The sequence below is a fragment of the Marivivens sp. ABH4_498 genome (assembly GCF_056160585.1).
This window is the reverse complement of sequence record NZ_JBSWXL010000008.1, coordinates 88,094-106,359: the sequence shown is the minus strand read 5'-3', so window position 1 is coordinate 106,359 and position 18,266 is coordinate 88,094. Positions and strand designations below refer to the sequence as shown.

16 protein-coding genes are annotated in these 18,266 nt (G+C 53.8%); 10 read left to right on the top strand and 6 right to left on the bottom strand.

The window, feature by feature from the left end; genetic code table 11:
* Positions 1–28 precede the first annotated feature (28 nt).
* The 3 genes from adh to ACXAGA_RS14685 all read right to left on the bottom strand — a co-directional run bounded on the left by adh (position 29) and on the right by ACXAGA_RS14685 (position 3,128).
* Positions 29–1,549 carry an aldehyde dehydrogenase gene (gene adh / locus ACXAGA_RS14695; RefSeq protein ID WP_086452314.1) on the bottom strand — a complete coding sequence of 507 codons (1,521 nt, stop codon included), beginning with the start codon at positions 1,547–1,549 and terminating at the stop codon, positions 29–31.
* A 133-nt stretch (positions 1,550–1,682) separates the two neighbouring features.
* Entirely contained in the window at positions 1,683–2,087 is a 405-nt protein-coding gene (locus tag ACXAGA_RS14690) for a hypothetical protein (RefSeq protein WP_475118229.1), read from the bottom strand.
* Between the two features lie 99 nt (positions 2,088–2,186).
* On the bottom strand, positions 2,187–3,128 hold the full coding sequence (locus tag ACXAGA_RS14685; protein ID WP_475118228.1) for a GAF domain-containing protein: 942 nt from the start codon (positions 3,126–3,128) through the stop codon (positions 2,187–2,189).
* 215 nt (positions 3,129–3,343) lie between these two features.
* Here ACXAGA_RS14685 and repA point away from each other — a divergent pair, with 215 nt between their 5' ends.
* From repA to ACXAGA_RS14650, 7 genes are all read left to right on the top strand, one after another.
* Positions 3,344–4,543: a plasmid partitioning protein RepA gene (repA, locus tag ACXAGA_RS14680; protein WP_475118227.1), complete on the top strand. Its 1,200-nt coding sequence runs from the start codon at positions 3,344–3,346 to the stop codon at positions 4,541–4,543.
* Positions 4,533–5,432 carry a plasmid partitioning protein RepB gene (repB, locus tag ACXAGA_RS14675; protein WP_475118226.1) on the top strand — a complete coding sequence of 300 codons (900 nt, stop codon included), beginning with the start codon at positions 4,533–4,535 and terminating at the stop codon, positions 5,430–5,432. Before repA ends, repB begins: the two co-directional genes overlap by 11 nt.
* Before the next feature lie 179 nt (positions 5,433–5,611).
* The gene (gene repC / locus ACXAGA_RS14670; RefSeq protein ID WP_475118225.1) at positions 5,612–6,736 is read left to right on the top strand and encodes a plasmid replication protein RepC; all 1,125 of its coding nucleotides are present in this window, start codon (positions 5,612–5,614) and stop codon (positions 6,734–6,736) included.
* Positions 6,733–7,473, top strand: coding sequence for an energy-coupling factor ABC transporter ATP-binding protein (locus ACXAGA_RS14665; protein WP_475118224.1), 741 nt, complete (start codon positions 6,733–6,735; stop codon positions 7,471–7,473). The genes repC and ACXAGA_RS14665 overlap by 4 nt, the downstream gene beginning before the upstream one ends.
* Positions 7,454–8,068, top strand: coding sequence for an energy-coupling factor transporter transmembrane component T family protein (locus ACXAGA_RS14660; RefSeq protein ID WP_475118223.1), 615 nt, complete (start codon positions 7,454–7,456; stop codon positions 8,066–8,068). The genes ACXAGA_RS14665 and ACXAGA_RS14660 overlap by 20 nt, the downstream gene beginning before the upstream one ends.
* A 33-nt stretch (positions 8,069–8,101) precedes the next feature.
* Positions 8,102–8,653: a biotin transporter BioY gene (locus ACXAGA_RS14655; protein ID WP_475118222.1), complete on the top strand. Its 552-nt coding sequence runs from the start codon at positions 8,102–8,104 to the stop codon at positions 8,651–8,653.
* A complete protein-coding gene (locus ACXAGA_RS14650) occupies positions 8,653–9,324 on the top strand; it encodes a nitroreductase (protein ID WP_475118221.1) in 672 nt (223 codons plus the stop codon). Before ACXAGA_RS14655 ends, ACXAGA_RS14650 begins: the two co-directional genes overlap by 1 nt.
* 6 nt (positions 9,325–9,330) lie before the next feature.
* Here the strand turns inward: ACXAGA_RS14650 and ACXAGA_RS14645 are convergent, their stop codons facing one another.
* Together ACXAGA_RS14645 and ACXAGA_RS14640 are read right to left on the bottom strand one after the other, a co-directional pair.
* Positions 9,331–10,395, bottom strand: a complete 1,065-nt coding sequence (locus tag ACXAGA_RS14645) for a thiolase family protein (protein WP_475118220.1) — start codon at positions 10,393–10,395, stop codon at positions 9,331–9,333.
* The gene (locus tag ACXAGA_RS14640) at positions 10,392–11,594 is read right to left on the bottom strand and encodes an AMP-binding protein (RefSeq protein ID WP_475118219.1); all 1,203 of its coding nucleotides are present in this window, start codon (positions 11,592–11,594) and stop codon (positions 10,392–10,394) included. The genes ACXAGA_RS14645 and ACXAGA_RS14640 overlap by 4 nt, the downstream gene beginning before the upstream one ends.
* 107 nt (positions 11,595–11,701) lie before the next feature.
* Between ACXAGA_RS14640 and ACXAGA_RS14635 the strand changes: the two genes are divergently transcribed.
* From ACXAGA_RS14635 to ACXAGA_RS14625, 3 genes are all read left to right on the top strand, one after another.
* Positions 11,702–12,244 carry a glutathione peroxidase gene (locus ACXAGA_RS14635; RefSeq protein WP_475118218.1) on the top strand — a complete coding sequence of 181 codons (543 nt, stop codon included), beginning with the start codon at positions 11,702–11,704 and terminating at the stop codon, positions 12,242–12,244.
* A gap of 286 nt (positions 12,245–12,530) precedes the next feature.
* The gene (locus ACXAGA_RS14630) at positions 12,531–14,903 is read left to right on the top strand and encodes a hybrid sensor histidine kinase/response regulator (protein WP_475118217.1); all 2,373 of its coding nucleotides are present in this window, start codon (positions 12,531–12,533) and stop codon (positions 14,901–14,903) included.
* 90 nt (positions 14,904–14,993) lie between these two features.
* Positions 14,994–17,303, top strand: a complete 2,310-nt coding sequence (locus ACXAGA_RS14625; RefSeq protein ID WP_475118216.1) for a Tex family protein — start codon at positions 14,994–14,996, stop codon at positions 17,301–17,303.
* A gap of 66 nt (positions 17,304–17,369) precedes the next feature.
* On the opposite strand, the gene ACXAGA_RS14620 is transcribed toward ACXAGA_RS14625, so the two are convergent.
* The gene (locus ACXAGA_RS14620; protein ID WP_475118215.1) at positions 17,370–18,131 is read right to left on the bottom strand and encodes a DUF2793 domain-containing protein; all 762 of its coding nucleotides are present in this window, start codon (positions 18,129–18,131) and stop codon (positions 17,370–17,372) included.
* Positions 18,132–18,266 lie beyond the last annotated feature (135 nt).

Below are 18,266 nucleotides of genomic sequence, written 5' to 3'. Positions count from 1 at the left end.
ACACGGCCCGTAGCTGGAGGATACAAACCTAGAAGAAACCCAGTTTGTTCGGGTTGTACGACATCAGAATGTTTTTGGTCTGCTGGTAGTGATCCAGCATCATTTTGTGGGTTTCGCGGCCGATACCCGACTGCTTGTAACCACCAAATGCAGCGTGTGCTGGATATGCGTGATAGTTGTTCACCCACACACGGCCAGCTTCGATCGCGCGGCCAAAGCGGTAGCAGGTGTTCGCATCACGGCTCCAGACGCCAGCGCCCAGACCATACATGGTGTCGTTTGCGATCTGCAGGGCTTCTTCTTCGTCTTTGAAGGTCGTTACCGACACAACAGGGCCAAAGATTTCTTCCTGGAAGACGCGCATTTTGTTGTGGCCTTTCAGGATGGTCGGCTGGATGTAGAAACCATCTGCCAGATCACCGTTGAAACGTGCGGCGTCACCGCCAACCAGAACTTCTGCGCCTTCTTCGCGACCGATGGTCAGGTACGACAGGATCTTGTCTTTTTGTTCCTGCGACGCCTGAGCACCAACCATGGTGTTCATGTCACGTGGATCGCCTTGTTTGATCGCTTTTACGCGTTCGATACAACGTGCGATGAATTCATCGTAGATGTCTTCTTGGATCAGTGCGCGCGATGGGCAGGTGCAAACCTCGCCTTGGTTGAATGCAAACAGAACGAAACCTTCGACGGCTTTGTCTAGGAATGCATCGTCTTCGGCCATAACGTCTTTGAAGAAAATGTTTGGCGATTTGCCGCCCAGTTCCAGCGTTACTGGGATCAGGTTTTCGGTCGCAGCTTTCATGATGATGCGGCCGGTTTCGGTCGAACCAGTGAACGCGATCTTTGCAATGCGCGACGATGTAGCCAGCGGGCCGCCGACTTCTGGGCCCATGCCGTTTACGATGTTCAGAACACCAGCAGGCAGTAGGTCAGAGATAATGTCAGCCAGAACCATGATCGCAGCTGGGGTCTGTTCTGCTGGTTTCAGCACGATACAGTTACCCGCAGCCAGCGCAGGTGCCAATTTCCATGCAGCCATCAGGATCGAGAAGTTCCAAGGAATGATCTGGCCAACAACGCCCAGAGGTTCATGGAAGTGGTACGCAACGGTGTCGTGATCGATTTCCGACATGTTGCCTTCTTGCGAACGCAGAACGCCAGCAAAGTAACGGAAATGGTCAACCGACAGCGGGATATCTGCGTTTACGGTTTCGCGGATTGGTTTACCGTTGTCCCAGGTTTCAGCCGACGCCAGGATGTGCAGGTTTTCTTCCAAACGATCTGCGATTTTCAGCAGGATGTTCGAACGTTCCGCAGCCGAGGTTTTACCCCAAGCGTCTTTCGCTGCGTGTGCTGCATCCAGTGCCGCTTCGACGTCTGCTGCGTCGGAACGTGCGATCTGGCAAACAACTTCGCCAGTGATCGGGGTGATGTTGTCGAAATATTTGCCGTTTTTAGGGGCCACAAATTTACCGCCGATAAAGTTGTCGTAGCGGTCTTTGAATGGGTTGACGAAATAGTCAACGACTTGAGTCATCTCGTTCATTATAGTTCCTCCTCTGAACCCACGTCCTCTCGTGGGGATGGGGTCACCATGACGAACGCACGCGCCCCTGTGGAGTCGGACCAAAGTCGCAATTTTGGGATTTGTCTCAGATCTGAGACAGTTCTAAGCGTCGTTATTCCGCCCGATAGGCGGCAGGTTCGATCCCATGACGAATCCACGCCTTTGCCACGTCTTCCCAGTTTGGCGTACGATCGGATGAAATATACCGTTCGACACTGTGAATGGCCGACGTACGTGCCAACCGTTCCGTCTGGAGCTGTAAGAACCCCGAATTGACGACAACGGCCACCCGAACAAGCCCTGCATTCTTGGCTTCTTTTTGGATTTCAATAATGAGGTCCATCGCCTCTTTCGATACGGATTTAACCTTTGAATAGTCGATGAACACGTAAAGTTCGCCGTTCGTCGTTTCCACAGACATATCCAGCGTGGCGTGCCACTCTCGCACCTGCGCTGCATCTACATCACCTATGAAATAGTGACGGATGTATCCTTCTTCTTGGGTTGTGCGGATCAAAGAACTGACCTCAAACGACTCGGCTATAATGCAGTTCATGGTAGCCGCTTCGACGCCCCATGCCAGCCATGATTGATCAGATCAGGTCAATTTTTCCGTCTAATTCAATCCGTGCCGTTTCATTAATCGGTAAATCGTTGCCCGACCGATGCCTAAAGCGCGCGCTGCCGCCGTGACATTGCCGTCTGCACGGGCCAAAGCACGTGCCAAAGCAGCTTTTTCTGCACGATCTAAACCAGCGCCATCTCCGTCGCGCCCAATCAGATCAACGGCAGGACGCGGCGCGAGCGCGCCACTAGATACGAGCCCCAACGCCCGACGCGCCGCCTTGGTTGCGCCCACAACGATGTCATCGCCGTCAACCGCCAATAACGCGGCGCCGTCGCCTTCGGTCACAATGATACGTTTGCCAGCATAGGTTTGGCGAAACACTTCGGTTTCGATTGTTTGTGCTGTTTGCAGCACCATCGCCCCCATCAACCGATTGTAGCCTTCGGTTTGATCCGCGCGGGCAGATGATACATCCAATGCTCCGATCAAATCGCCCTCGGGGCCAAAAATTGGCGCATCGATGCAGCTCATTCCGATATTTCGGGCCATGAAATGATCGCCACGGTGAATCGTCACTGCCCGCTGTTCAACTAGGCAGGTGCCAATGCCGTTTGTCCCTTCGGCAGCTTCGCTCCAGTCGTGACCGGCAGCGAGGCCCCAATCGGCAAATGCATCGGTATCCGCATCAGCGCAGCGTTGTTCCAAAATGATGCCGTCTGCATCTGTTAATAAAACACCACAGCCCGAATGCGAAATCATGCGAAACAGATTATCCACCTGCGGATTCGCGACTTTTAGAAACGCCCCTGCCCGCTCTTTGCGTTCAGCCAGGTTTTGGCACATCAAACCATCACGCCCCCGCGCGTTCGACGGATCAAGCCCATGGTTCCGCGCCGACCGTTGCCAACTCGCGGCCAGTCGCGACCGTGCCGCAGCCGATCCTGACGACAGCGTTTGTATCACGCGGTCCACATGGTTTTGATGCGTCATATCCATAACTATTCGGGCTGATTTCTCCTCGGCTATAGAGTGGCGCAACCAATAGGGAAAAGACAACTGCTTTCGCGAAACAGGCAATTTCACCCAAACCTGTGGAAAACTCTTGCCAGAATCTGAATCCTGTCGCATGTATATACGCAAAAAGCGGAAATAACGGCAAAAACCGTAACAAACGGTTAGACGGCCGAGGCAAGAAAGAGAGACAGATGGGCCAACACCCAAAGGCGAATTTGCGCATTGATACCATCGTGGGCCAGCATGCTGCAATGCTGTCTGAACGACTACAGGCGCATCGCGCACAGCTATTCCCACCTCATGCGCGCAAAGAATTGCGTAAATTTACAAGTGGTGAAGTGGCCGATCTTTTGGGTGTGAAAGATGCCTACCTGCGCAAGCTTAGTCTCGAATCCAAAGGCCCCGACCCAGAAATTCGCGGCAACGGTCGTCGCTTTTATTCGCCCGACGATATTGTTGCCTTGCGTGAATATCTGGAAAAAGGCGCCAAGGTACCCGGAACCTATATGCCTGGACGTCGCCCCGGTGACCATTTGCAGGTTATTTCGGTCATCAACTTCAAAGGTGGCTCTGGTAAAACCACAACATCCGCACATTTGGCGCAAAAATTGGCGCTGGATGGCTATCGCGTTTTGGCGGTCGATGTTGACCCTCAGGCATCGTTTTCTGCGTTGCACGGTTTTCAGCCCGAATTCGACCTACTGGATGGCGGCACGCTATACGATGCGATCCGCTATGATGACCCAGTGTCGATCCGCGATGTGATTCAAAAAACCTATTTCCGCAATCTGGACATCATTCCAGGCAATCTGGACCTGATGGAGTTTGAACACGACACGCCGCGGGCCTTGGCGCAACGGGATGGGAATCTGTTCTTTACCCGCGTTGGCGATGCTTTGGCCGAAGTAGAGGCTGATTACGATGTGGTCATCGTCGACTGCCCACCGCAGTTGGGGTTCCTGACGATGTCTGCCCTATCTGCTGCGACGGCGGTATTGGTGACGGTTCACCCTCAGATGCTGGACGTTATGTCGATGTGCCAATTCTTGTTGATGACATCGAACCTATTGGGTGTCGTAGCAGAGGCTGGTGGCGATATGTCCTATGACTGGCTGCGGTACGTGGTGACCCGTTATGAACCCGGTGATGGTCCGCAGAACCAAATGGTGTCGTTCATGCGATCCATGTTTGGCGAACACGTGCTGAACCACACAATGCTAAAATCTACCGCGATTTCCGATGCAGGCCTGACAAAGCAAACTTTGTGGGAAATCGAAAAATCGCAGTTCACACGTTCGACTTATGATCGTGCAATCGAAAGTATCACCAACGTTTGCAGTGAAATCGAAACACTGATTCAAGACGCATGGGGACGCAACAATGGCGCGTAAAGGCATTCTGAACGGCCTGATGGACCAGGCCGCAGCACCACAGACCGAAACACGGGTAGATCCAGCAAAGCCGCGCTACGCCAAAGGCGCAATCGGCGCGGTCAGCCAATCCATCGCTGAATTGAAATCGCGTTCAATCGTTCAGGTCGATCCGCGCATGATTGACGACGCCGGCATGAAAGATCGTCTGGAAAAAGACGATATTGATGCGCTGTGCGATAGTATTAAAGCATACGGTCAGCAAGTTCCTGTATTGCTGCGACCAAACCCGAACGATCCAGAGCGTTATCAGATTGTTTACGGTCGCCGCCGCGTCGCTGCGCTGAAAAAACTGAACATTCCAGTCAACGCGATGGTCCGCGTTCTGAATGACCGTGAATTGGTCATTGCGCAAGGTCAGGAAAACTCTGCCCGCAAAGATTTGTCATTTATCGAACGTGCCAACTTTGCGCGTCAGATGCGTGACGGCGGATACGAACGCAAAGTGATTTGTGACGCCCTAAATGTCGATAAGACGTTGATTTCACGCATGCTTTCGGTTGCAGACACCGTTCCATTAGACCTGATCGAGGCCATCGGTGCCGCGCCATCCATCGGCCGCGATCGTTGGTTGAAACTATCAGACAAATTGGACGGTCGAGATATGGTTTTCGCGGCCAAAGGCGATACATCCGACGCGCGTTTCGAAGCCGTCTTTGGGGCCTTAACCCCGCCCAAGGCCCCCGCGCCCATGCCTGACATCATTCGCGTCGAAGGCGAAGAAATCGCGCGTGTCGCACGCAAACCGTCGAAAACGGTTTTAACGATGCCGCGCAACGGATTTGACGAATGGCTATTGGCCAATCTGGACCAAATTCACCGTAACTGGAAACAGTCGACGGAAGAATAAGAGCAGTAAACACAAACCAAGGAGGCACAACCGAGCAAAACAAAAGAAAAAGGCCCCCTAAGGCATACACCCCAGAAGGCCCGTTTCGGTTCTAGCACCTCCGAAAATGAGCTATTTGTTGACAGCTGTCAACGGGCGTCGTGCGCGGCGGGCAAAAAAGTTTTGCCATGTGAAAACATATGCACGTTATTTCAACGACGCCTTTCGGGCAGCGGCCGGTAACGGCTGGCCTAATCAAACGCGCCGCAATGCGGCAGCAGGCCCCTACCCTTCCTCGAGTCCGCAAATGGGATATTTTACGCGAACTTTGCGCCGCGAAAAAAACATTCGGCTTAAACGATCGTGACATCGCGGTTCTCAACGCTTTGGTCAGTTTCCACAAATCCGAAGAACTGGATCAGACAGACCAGTTAGTCGTGTTTCCATCCAACGCCACGCTTTCAAATCGTGCCCACGGAATGCCAGAAAGCACGCTACGCCGGCACATCGGAAAACTGGTTAAATCGGGTCTAATTCTGCGTAACGATAGCCCGAATGGAAAACGCTACGCGATGACCTCGCGCAACGGAGATATCGTTCAAGCCTACGGATTTGATCTGCGGCCCCTACTGGTCCGTGCGTCCGAAATCATCGACGCCGCCGAAACACAGCGACAAAAAGATGCCGAACGCAAAGCTCTGCGCAATGAGATCATCATTCTGAAACGTGATGCAGACAAACTGATCGAATACAGTCACGAAATTGGCCTAAAGCACGAATTAGACGAACCAAAATCACGGTTGGCTGAATTGGCGAAATTTTTACGCCGTAAATTGGATGTATCGGCTCTAACTCAGCTTAAACAGACACTGATTGTGCTTGTTGATAAGATCAAGGAATGGCTGGGGATAGAACTGAACCAGACACCAAAAATGAGCGGCAATGACATCCAAAATGAGCGGCACTATTCTAATTCAAATAAAAATACTGCTGACTCTGAACAGACCACCGTGCCTCTGCCTATGGTTCTTCAAGCTTGCCCCGATTTGCAGGATTTTGCAGACAGACCCCTAAGAAATTGGCATGATTTCATTTCATCTATGTCGATCATCAAATCAATGATGGGCATCACAGCAGAAACTTGGGACCATGCCATGAAAATCATGGGTCCCCAGACAACTGCCGTTGTAGCAGCCGGAATTTTGCAAAGAATGGGAGAAATCAAATCTCCAGGCGGGTACCTACGACGCTTAACGCAGAAAGCTGAGAGGAAATCATTCTCTCCCATGCCCATGATGGTAGCCTTGCTAAGGCAAACAAGTTGACAACCGGACAGGGTTCATACCCATTGCACGCCATGACCAATATCAACATTCAATCGCTCACGTACAAATATGGGGATAGGATTGCTCTATCCAATGTCAGCTTGGATCTGACAGAACGCCGTATCGCGATCGTTGGGCGCAATGGGTCCGGAAAATCGACACTAGCTCAGGCGATTTGCGGTCTTATCAAACCTGATAGCGGCAAGGTACTGGTGAATGGTGTTGATGTTTTGAACGATCGACCCTCAGCGTTGAATACGGTCGGGATTATTTTTCAAAACCCAGATCATCAGATCATTTTCCCGACAGTTGCCGAAGAAATTGGATTTGGGATCCGTCAATTAGGCATCTCGAAACAAGATGCAAAAACCCGATCTGTAGAGGTTTTGAAACGGTTCAATCGTTTGGATTGGGCGGATCGTCCGGTTTCAAGCTTTTCACAGGGGCAGCGTCAGCTGATCTGTTTGATGTCTGTGATAGCGATGGCTCCGAAAGTGATCGTCTTGGATGAACCGTTCAGCGGTCTGGATATTCCAACGAAACGCGCACTGCAAAAACGCTTTGTTGGGCTGGAACAGACACTGATTCACATTACGCATGATCCTGATTTGGTGCGGGATTACGACCGTTTGATTTGGATCGAAAGCGGGCAGATCGCGGCTGATGGGTCTCCGAACGCGGTCTTACCTGATTTCATGTCCGCGATGGAGGCAGCCGATGCTGGCTTTGACCTCTGATATCCCTACCCCACTGCATAAATGGCCCGCTGGACTAAAGCTGGCTTTGATGTCGGTCGCAGTTGTGACCCTATTCTGGCTCAAGTCGCCCGTTTATCTGGCGCTGGCCGCTGTTTTGACCGCAGGGCTTTACCTGTCATTCAGTGTCTATTTCGCCCGAACTGGGCTGCGGCTTATGCGGCCTCTTCGGTTTTTGCTTGGATTTATTTTTGTCTGGCACATGGTCACAGGAGATACCCAGACTGGGATTACCATCGTGTTGCGGCTGTCAACTGCGGTGGCTTTGGCAAATCTTGTGACGCTGACAACGCGATTGGATGATTTGATAGATGTCACCTACCGCATGATGTCGCCGCTGAAATTTTTAGGTGTCTCGCCCAAACCTCTTTCGTTGGCGATTGCTTTGGTTGTGCGTTTCGTGCCCGTATTGTTGACACGCGCCAATCAGATGCAGATCGCGTTCAAAGCCAGGTCGACCAAGTTTCCAACATTTTACATTATTCTGCCCTTGATCATGTCCGTCCTAGATGACGCTGACCACGTTGCGACGGCTCTACGCGCCAAAGGTGGGCTGGATGGCGCGTATAAACCCTGATATGCACGCTCAGCATCACGTGGGAGAGAGCACATGCAATCGAAAGAAAATGATTTGGTTCTGATCGCCCTTTTTGCCGCATTGGTTGCGGTTTTGGGTTTGATCCCGTCGATCCAGATGCCTTGGGGTATTCCCGTCACCGCGCAAAGCTTGGGCGTTATGCTTGCCGGCGCTGTACTGGGGGCGAAACGCGGCGGTCTGTCGATTTTGCTGTTTATCGGCCTTGTCGCGCTAGGTTTACCGTTGTTAGCCGGTGGTCGCGGCGGTTTGGGCGTTTTTGCGTCCCCTACTGCAGGTTTTATTATCGGCTTTCCTGTGGCCGCGCTTGTTACTGGCCTGATCATGGAAAAGCTGCGGTTTGAACCAACCGTCGCATCGGGTATCGCGTCGTTCATCGGCGGAATTGTCGTTTTGTACGCCATGGGCATCTTTGGATTTTACATGCTGACCGACAAATCGTTGGGTACGTCGATTTCGATCATGGCCTCCTATATTCCAGGTGACTTGGTCAAAGTCGTGCTGACAGCAATCATCGTCGGTGCATTGGCCAAAGCTCGTCCTCAAAGCCTGTTGTCGCGTCACTAATGGAAACATCGCGCACCATACGTGAACGGCGTTCGGTGCGCGCTTTTACAGATCGCGCAGTCGATAAACACACGATTGCTCGTCTTTTGGAACTGGCCCGCTGTGCGCCGTCTGGCGCAAATTTACAGCCGGGCCAGTTTCACGTTTTAACGGGCAAACCGTTGATGGACCTAAGCGACCAGTTGACAACCGGCATTGCCGCTGGTCGGCCGCAGGTTTCAGAATATTCCTATTTTCCAAATCCAATGCCCAAACATCTAAAGGCGCGACAACGTGCGGCGGGGTATGCGTTGTATGAATCGTTGGGCATTGAAAAACGCGATCTAGACGGTCGGCGCGCGCAGTTTGAACGGAACTATCGTTTCTTTGATGCGCCTGTGGGGATCGTTGTTTCGATAGATCGCGATATGGGCAAAGGGTGTTGGATGGACATGGGGATGGCGATCCAAACCTTTTTGCTGGCAGTCCATGACGCGGGTCTTGCGGCGTGTGGGATTGGGGCTATCGCGAACTACGGTGATTTGGTTCATGAGGTTTTGGAGTTGCCAAACGATCAGGTCGTGGTCGCCGGTGTCGCGCTGGGATACGCGGCGGATGCGGCTGTAAATGATTTTAGAACTGAACGGGCGGATCTGTCAGAGTTCACATCGTTCCGTGGATTTGACAGTTGACAGCTGTCAACCTGTCACACGCAGTGCTGATCCAATGCCGCCCGCCGCTGCGATAGCGGCAATGCCAGATTTCTCTGTACCTGCCAAATCATGGAATAGACGAACGGCAAGAATGGCACCCGACGCTCCGATCGGATGCCCACGCGCCAGCGCGCCACCTTTAAGATTTACGATCTTGGGATCTATGCCGGTGGCATCCACCGTAGCGATGCATTGGGCGGCGTAAGCTTCCATGATCTCAGCTTGCGCGATGTTGTCGGCGCCAATGTGATTGATTGCTGCGATTGGAGCCAGAGCTGGTTGTGCGGGGTCGCCGCCGATGCTGACGTAATCATCAATGCGGACCGACGCGCGGGTAATCAAATCCGCTGCCACTATTACAACAACAGCAGCAGCATCGGCAGAGACTGCAGTGTTGACAGCCGTCAACTGACCGGTGATGACAGGTGCCCGCGCAACTAAACGCGGCGATAGATCGCGGGTAAACGGATCATCCAGTTCCGCGCCTAGGGGAACAATTTCAAAACGCAGCGCAGTTCGCGCTTTCATTGCTTTGTCGTGGCTGTCCATCGCCCAGACGTCTTGACGTTCGCGGGGAACGTTCAGCGCGTCAGCCGCAACGGCTAGGTCAGGATCACGGTCAGGCCATGGCGAAAAGGGCGGTCTGTCATAGGCAACTGGCGTGCCGTCAACAGGAACGGCCATTCTGATAGGACGACGAGAATGAGATTCCAATCCGCCTGCTATCACTACCTTTGCAAGCCCCGATCTGACCATTGCAAGGCCCATTCCGATGGCATCTAAACCGCCCGCACACTGGCGGTCGATTGTCAAACCTGCAACGCGTTCTGGCAGCCCTGCAGCGAGCGCAGCCAGTCGGGCGGGATTGCCGCCGCCGCCAATCGCATTGGATAGGATCACTTCGTCGACTTGGTGAGGGCCGATCATGGCATCGTCTAACGCTGCGCGGATCACAGGGGCGGCCATGTCGTGCAATGACAGCGTGGACAATGCGCCGCCTTTGGGGGCCACAATCGTGCGGCGCGCTGCGATGATATGGGCGTCGATCATAAACGGTCTACCATTCCACGTAGGGCTGCGATGTCCGGTTTTCCCGACAGGGTCAGGGGAAAGGTTGACAGCCGATACGCCTTTTTGGGGGCGTCGGTATTCAACAGGTCTCGCGCGATATCTTGCATCTGATTTGGTGTAATGTTGCCTTGATACAGGATGATTGGGACCGCGCCGCGGATGTCGTTTGCGCGTGGCAAAATGATAATGTGGTCTACGCCCGGGATTGTGGCCAATTTCGCCTCTATCGGTTCGGGAAAATAGTTGCGGTCGGCAACGGTGAACATTCGGTCGCTACGTCCCAGTAGGTGCAGATACCCGTCACGCAGGGTGCCCATTTCACCAACGGTCACCCACGATCCGTCCGTCCGCGTTTGGCCCAATTCGGGCGACGTGTATCCATCGAATAGGTACGGCGATTTCACCCACACCTGACCGATCCCGTTTTCGTCCGCATTGCGGATTTCAATTTGAACCAAAGGGTAGGGGGACCCGACCGATCCTGCTGGCGTGTTGTCATCGGACAAAGTGACAAAGCTGGTTTCAGCCGCGCCATAAAATTCGACAACCCGCGCGTTCGGGGCATTCTGTTTGATTGCGTTGCGGGTGTTGTCGTCCAGATGCCCACCGCCAATCGCAATGATCCGAAGGTTTGGCAAAGGCTGATTTAGCGTAATGCGGGCTTGGGTCGGGGTGGCGTATAGGATCGTCGCGTTCTGCAGGGTTGTTTTCTGAACGGCTGGTTTTTCGCCCGACACAACGTCGACGGTGATGCCTTGGTACAAACCTTCACATAGCGCATAAAGAGCCAAGGAACTGTCCAAGCTGCCCAAGATCACAGACCTGTCTGACGGTCCAATTCCGAACTGGTCTTTGTTGCGGTCAAAGCTGGTTGTCCAGCTAGAGGCATGGCGCCTGATGCGTTTCGGTGCGCCCGTCGAACCAGAGCTTTGGCTATGGATGAAATCGGGGTCGTCGTCGCAGTCAACATCGGCGCCGCTGGTCACACAAAACGGTGCGCCGGACCACAGGCAATCCAGAATGCGCAACAGGGCAGCGCGCACGGGGGTAGGGCGGATCGTAGCAACGCGCCCGCCAGTGGATCGTTCGATGTAGGGGTGGTCGATCGGCGACCCGCAATGCAGCAGCCGCGCGGCGCGCGATGGACGCAAACAGGGCAAGGAGGTCATCTGTTCCATGAGGCCTCCTTAGCTTAGGTGATGACTTGGGGCTAGCTTTGCTATTGACCTTAGGGCGAACAAGTTCATTTGTTAAAGTCAGATTTTTGTTAACGGTGTGCGAACTGATGACCTTTTGGCGTAAATTTGGTGTGGCTTCCGTTCTGGCGATTGCGGCGGCACAGGTCGGTGCTGCGACGATGACCGTGCCGTCAGTCGAATTCGTATCGGCGGATGGCGGTTTTATTCGGTCCGCCGATTGGGCCGGAAAACCTGTATTGGTCGTCAACACAGCCAGCCGATGTGGGTTCGCCCCTCAGTTCGATGCCTTGCAGGACTTGCATGAAGAATACGCAGATGATGGGTTGATCGTTCTGGCCATCCCATCGGACGATTTCGACCAAGAGTTGGAGGCCATCGACGAGGTGAAATCCTACTGCGAATTGAACTTTGGCCTGACCATGCCGATGACCGATATTACCCATGTTGTGGGGCAGAGCGCGCATCCCCTGTATGTCTGGTTCAAGGAAAGCCAGAATTTCGAACCGGAATGGAATTTCAACAAGGTTCTTATTCTGCGCGACGGCACAATTGGCGGGACTTGGGGCAGCATTGTCACCCCCGATAGCCCGCAGATAGCCGATGCGGTTGCAGCTGCCGTGGCGGGCTAGCTGGCCCAAATGAAAACATAATTATCCAGATGCTTACCCCGAAGGGGGTTGATCCTGCATATGATCCTGCGCATCGTAAAGGATAGGTTAGTTTGGCGCGAACACGCGTTCGCTTGGGGCATTACAGCAAGTGGTAACAGGTGCTATTGGAGGAACAGGACGGAGGCGATCCGAGGATCGCACAGAGCCTTTGCGCGACGGGTTCGCGGTTTCCCGTCTGTTTGGTTTGCGCCGAATTGTCAGGCGGCACCCGTTTGGTTTTCTGTTGTTCTTGTTGCCCATCGTTATGGGTTGGACCATTCTGCTGTCATATGGTTCGGCGATTTATGGGTCTAACGCGTTTATTATCCAGTATTCGCCGTCCATCGGTTTCTATTCGCTGATCATTGGATTGGCGATTTATCCCCCGCAGCGATTTTGGATACCGGCGTTAACCTTTGTTGCCGTACTGTTCGTTCCGTACTGTTTGCCCTTTGTGGATTTGTCTGACTGGTACGAATTGTTGCAAACCGCACCGCATGTCGTTGTCATAATTTTCGCATTGAACGTTGGCGCGGCGGCCTTGAATGGCGCGATTGCTATGTGGGTCTTTGGCCTGTTTCGCGCGAAGATGTCGCCATATTCGGCAGACATGGTTTTGGCGTTCGCAGGGCAAGTTGCGTTCCTCGTTTTGAACGTATCTTTGGTTTTCGGGTTTGATTGGTTTATGTCGGCGCAGTCCGATGTGACCCAAGCCTTAGCTGGATACGACAGCCATTATGTTGATTTAGCGCTCCGGCGGGTTTTGCGTGGATGTGCCGTTTTCCTGGTTTTCATCCTGCTGTTTTTCAATCGCCCACGCTGGAAAGACGCCTATTACATCGCGCTTCCCGTCGCGGTTTTCGCAGGCATGACCGTTCTGTATTCGATGGGATACGGCAGCCCCAGCGGGATCGAGGCGGCGATTGTGGCTGCCATGTTTGCCCTGCTGTTGCCCAGCAACGCCGCGACTTTGGCACTGGTCGTGTCGGTCGGTTTATACGCCAGCGCGACGGGCGTGTATTTGTCGGATGTCGTCTATGCATCGCCCAATGAAGGTGTATTGGAATACTACGCCATCGCGCTGCTAAATCTGGCGGCGATCATTCTGGCCAAAAGCGGCGCCCAACACGAACGGGAAACATCGGCCGTTGATAGTATTACGCGATTGGATGTGGCGCGTGACTTTGCGGGCGTTGGTATTTTCGTGGTGAACCAATCAACGGGTGTTATCCAATTGGATCACACAGGTATGCGCGTCACGGGAATTCCGCGCGTCTTTTCAAACGTGGCGGATGTGTACAGCCGTTTTGCGCCAGAATCGCAACAGGAACTGATCGCCGTTGGGGTTGTTGAACCGGGGACGTCGTTTAACCGTATTTTGCGCGTCCCACATGAAAACGGCAACGATGTGATGATCCGCATCTTTGTCTGGGCACAGCGCAGCGAAAGCGGCGCTAACCTGGCCTATGGTTTGGTGGTCGACATTACCGAAGCTTACAAACAGGAATCTGCGCTGCGTCATGCATTGACCGATCTAGAGGCAAAAGACGAAAAACAACGTCGCATGTTTTCGATCATCAGTCATGAAATCAGAACTCCGGCATCCGTTCTGTCCATGTTGATCGAGGATTTGGATCACGCCAATTTGGACGAAACCCGTAGCCGGATGGAGGAAGCATCCGATCAATTGCTGGGCGTTTTGACCGACATGCGTCAAGCCGTGAATCCAGCGCAAAACATGGCGATTGTGAAATCCAGTTATTTGCCAGCACAATTGGCTGAAACCGTTCGCAACACCTATCAGGATCTTGCGCATAAATCATCGATGCGGATCGAGCTGAATTTGGGGGCAGGAGCGAATGTGCGCCGTGTCGGCGATCAAACGCGGGCCAAGCAACTGATCGGCAATTTGGTGCGCAATGCTTTGATCCATTCCAAAGGGACAAAGGTCGAAATCTATTTCGAAGAGCGTAAAGAAGCGACCGGCGAAACCTGGACCCAATGGACTATTCGTGATGACGGTGTAGGCGTTCCCAAAGACGAAGTTCCGCGCCTGTTTGAACCATTCGAACGCGGCGGAAAGGACCCGCGAAATCAGGCTGACGGTAGTGGTCTGGGTCTGTATATCGCAAAAACTACGGTGGAATTGTTAGGCGGTTCGATTGTCTATGTGCCGATTTCCAAAGGCGCGTGCTACGCCATTTCGTTGCCCGAACCGATTGCCGCCGATCAGTCAGCGCCTCAGCCTGTTAAAAAATCGCTGCCCATGGCGCATACGTCAAAAATGAATGTGCTGCTGGCCGAAGACAACGCATTGGTCGCCGAGGTGACCAAATCGCGCCTGTCGAAGATATTCAAAACTGTGACCGTGGCTTCGGACGGACAGTTGGCCATGGATCATCTTGAAAACCATTCGCCTGATTTGTTGATCACTGACCTGTTCATGCCAAAATTAGAAGGCGACGAATTGATCAAACGTCTGCGCGAAAAGGGACATGATTTCCCCATCATCGGTTTAACGGCCGCAGCCGTTGGAAACGACATCGACAGGTTTCAGGCGGCAGGCGCAGATTTGGTCATGGCCAAACCATTGGACATGGAACGTTTGATGGCGTTCCTGGCGCGTTTGGCGGAATAGAGCCTGCGCGAACGAGGCCGTTGAAATCCCGCTTTTCGTTTCGGGTTTCAGGGTCTAAACAGTTCCTCCAATTCCCCTGAGGAGGCCCGAGTGGACACTGTTACCCGTATCGCGAACACGATTGCGAAAGACATCAATGCAACCCCGAAACAGGTTGGCGCGGCCGTAGGTCTGTTAGACGAAGGCGCGACCGTTCCGTTCATCGCGCGTTACCGCAAAGAGGTGACAGGGGGATTGGATGATACGCAGTTGAGGGTGCTGTCTGAACGTTTGGTGTATTTGCGTGAATTGGAAACGCGACGCGCGGCCATTGCCAAAGAAATCTCGTCCCAAGGCAAGATGACCGATGAATTGGCGCTGTCCATTCATCAGGCCGAAACCAAAGCGGTGCTGGAAGATATCTACCTGCCTTTCAAACCCAAACGCCGCACCAAAGCGATGATCGCGCGGGAAAACGGGCTAGAACCATTGGTCGATTTGATCCTGTCGGATCGCGCGACGGACCCCGAAACCCATGCCGCGGGGTTCATCACCGAAAACGTGGCGACCACTCGTGATGCGTTGAACGGCGCGCGTGACATTCTGGTCGAAGGTCTGGCCGAAAGCGCGGCTCTAGTAGGCGAACTGCGCGAATTCCTGAAACGCGATGCGCTGATCACGGCCAAGGTGATCGAAGGCAAAGAAACCGAAGGCGCCAAATTCGCCGACTATTTCGATCACAGCGAAAAATGGGCGGATGCGCCATCGCACCGTGCGTTGGCGATGCTGCGCGGCGCGAACGAAGGTTTCCTGACCATCGACATCGCTCCGGACGAAGCCGGTGTTGAGCGCGCTGTTTCGATGATTTCGCACCATCTAGATGTGCGACACGGAACGGCGGGCGACAAATGGCTGGCAACGGTTGCGGGGTGGACGTGGCGGGTCAAACTGTCCATGTCGATGATGCTTGACCTGCTGGGTGATCTACGGGGCCGCGCCCATGACGAAGCAATCAATGTCTTCGCCCGTAACCTGAAAGATTTGCTATTGGCCGCCCCTGCGGGTGCCAAGGCGACGTTAGGATTGGACCCAGGCATTCGAACAGGCGTCAAAGTCGCGGTTGTGGACCCAACAGGCAAGGTGTTGGACACCACGACGATCTATCCGTTCCAGCCCAAAATGGACGTTCAAGGATCGCAGGCCTCGTTGATGGCGCTGATTGCGAAACACGGCGTGAACCTGATCGCGATCGGCAACGGAACAGGCAGCCGCGAAACCGAACGTTTGGTCGCGGATACCATAAAAATGCTGCCCAAATCGGTGACCCCACCGACCAAGGTTGTCGTCAGCGAAGCCGGCGCTTCGGTTTATTCCGCATCCGAATTGGCCGCCCGCGAATTCCCTGATCTGGACGTGTCGCTGCGCGGCGCCGTATCGATCGCGCGCCGTTTGCAGGACCCATTGGCCGAACTGGTGAAAATCGAACCAAAGGCGATCGGCGTGGGCCAGTATCAGCACGACGTGGACCAGCACAAACTGGCCAAATCCCTAGAAGCCGTGGTCGAAGACGCAGTGAACGCCGTGGGCGTGGACCTGAATACCGCTTCGCCTGCGCTGTTGTCGCATGTGTCTGGTTTAGGCCCTGTATTGGCTGAATCCATCGTTTCCCATCGTGACGCCAATGGGGCGTTCCAGTCGCGCAAAGATTTGTTGAAAGTCGCGCGTTTGGGCCCCAAAGCATTTGAACAATGCGCAGGTTTCTTGCGTATTCGCGACGGGTCAGAGCCTTTGGACGCGTCATCGGTTCACCCCGAAGCCTATGGGGTTGCGCGTAAAATCGTGGCGGCCTGCGGGCGCGACGTGCGCAGCCTGATGGGCGATGAAAAGGCGTTGCGCGGTTTACGCGCTGAACAGTTTGTCGATGACACTTTCGGCCTGCCCACGGTTCGCGATATTCTGGCCGAACTGGAAAAACCTGGCCGCGACCCGCGCCCGACGTTCAAAACGGCGACCTTTACCGACGGCGTCGAAGATATCAAAGACCTGAAACCTGGAATGGCGTTGGAAGGCACAGTGACCAACGTCGCGGCCTTTGGCGCGTTTGTGGATATCGGCGTCCATCAGGACGGTCTGGTGCACGTCAGCCAATTGGCCGACCGATTTGTCAAAGACCCTCATGAAGTCGTTAAAACGGGCGATGTTGTCCGCGTGACCGTGACTGAAGTCGACGTTCCGCGCAAACGCATCGGTCTGACCATGCGCAAAGATGGCGGTGCGTCTGCCAAAGAGGCGCGCGCAGAACGCGGCCCGTCGCGCCCGAAACCCAAAGGTCCAAAGGGCGGTAATTACAGTTCCAAACCACAGTCCAGCGGCAATGGCGCATTGGGTGATGCGCTGATGTCCGCTATGCGCAAACGTTAAAGTGATGCGCCGCATTTGGATGAATGCGGCGCAACAAAGTGAAAGGTCCCGAATTGGGCCCTTTGATTAAAATAAATCGTTCCAAACACTGCCATCGTAACAGCGCAGTTTGGCGGTCGTGCTGTCGAAATAAACCGTCCCTGCCAAGGCTGTCGTGGGTTCATTGGACGGCGTGAGCGTCATCATTGATGCAAGCGTCACGCCCCCGTCATCAGGCGTGATAGACATCGCATTGATCCAGGCTCCGCTATCGCCGCTGACTTTGATATTGAAATTGTTGGTTCCGCTTAGGCCCATCTCTGCGTGGCCGGTCCAGTTGGATTGGAACAGGACGCTGGCGGTGTCGGTTTCGGCCGATTTGTTGATTTTGACCTGATGGCCTGCGCCCGCGTGGGTCAAAAGCGAAGCATCCGACGAAACGATCAAGCGGTTCATATCGTCAGCAGTCGCGCCGATACCCAGCGCTGGTAGGTTATTCAGCGCCGTGAAACTACGTGCGTCTTTCCACGTGGCACCGTCGAAAATACGGAAATCGCCTGCGGGGGTTGCGGCTCGCCAACCTGATTTGGGTGCTGTGTATACCCAACCACCGTTCTGCCAGCATGCGATTTTTCCGTCCAAACCGGCCCAATCCCCAGTTGCGCTGTTTCCAATTGTGTATGCGGTGCCCTCTTGCGGCTCTGCGGGCGGAATCGTTTCGTCGTATGCGGTGACGACCAGTTGTACCAATTGGTCGAGTTGATCCAACGCTTCGTTATGCGTGACGTGTTTTTGCGCTTGGGCAGGCAAAATATAAGGGAGCTGAAGGGAAGGGGTGTTATCGGACATGAGCGGCCTCTGACATGGAAATTGTCCGTAACCTAGGCGGCTAAATTTCAATGTTTTATTAGCCGACCGTTCACAGAAAAATTTTCTGTTAACCCCTTTGGCTTTTGTTGGATCGGACACCGCGTTATGGTCGGT

Coding starts and splice junctions, on each gene's coding strand:
- adh (WP_086452314.1), bottom strand. CDS start 1,549: ATGAACGAGATGACTCAAGTCGTTGACTATTTCGTCAACCCATTCAAA.
- ACXAGA_RS14685 (WP_475118228.1), bottom strand. CDS start 3,128: ATGACGCATCAAAACCATGTGGACCGCGTGATACAAACGCTGTCGTCA.
- repA (WP_475118227.1), top strand. CDS start 3,344: ATGGGCCAACACCCAAAGGCGAATTTGCGCATTGATACCATCGTGGGC.
- repB (WP_475118226.1), top strand. CDS start 4,533: ATGGCGCGTAAAGGCATTCTGAACGGCCTGATGGACCAGGCCGCAGCA.
- repC (WP_475118225.1), top strand. CDS start 5,612: ATGCACGTTATTTCAACGACGCCTTTCGGGCAGCGGCCGGTAACGGCT.
- ACXAGA_RS14660 (WP_475118223.1), top strand. CDS start 7,454: ATGCTGGCTTTGACCTCTGATATCCCTACCCCACTGCATAAATGGCCC.
- ACXAGA_RS14655 (WP_475118222.1), top strand. CDS start 8,102: ATGCAATCGAAAGAAAATGATTTGGTTCTGATCGCCCTTTTTGCCGCA.
- ACXAGA_RS14650 (WP_475118221.1), top strand. CDS start 8,653: ATGGAAACATCGCGCACCATACGTGAACGGCGTTCGGTGCGCGCTTTT.
- ACXAGA_RS14645 (WP_475118220.1), bottom strand. CDS start 10,395: ATGATCGACGCCCATATCATCGCAGCGCGCCGCACGATTGTGGCCCCC.
- ACXAGA_RS14640 (WP_475118219.1), bottom strand. CDS start 11,594: ATGGAACAGATGACCTCCTTGCCCTGTTTGCGTCCATCGCGCGCCGCG.
- ACXAGA_RS14635 (WP_475118218.1), top strand. CDS start 11,702: ATGACCTTTTGGCGTAAATTTGGTGTGGCTTCCGTTCTGGCGATTGCG.
- ACXAGA_RS14630 (WP_475118217.1), top strand. CDS start 12,531: ATGGGTTGGACCATTCTGCTGTCATATGGTTCGGCGATTTATGGGTCT.
- ACXAGA_RS14620 (WP_475118215.1), bottom strand. CDS start 18,131: ATGTCCGATAACACCCCTTCCCTTCAGCTCCCTTATATTTTGCCTGCC.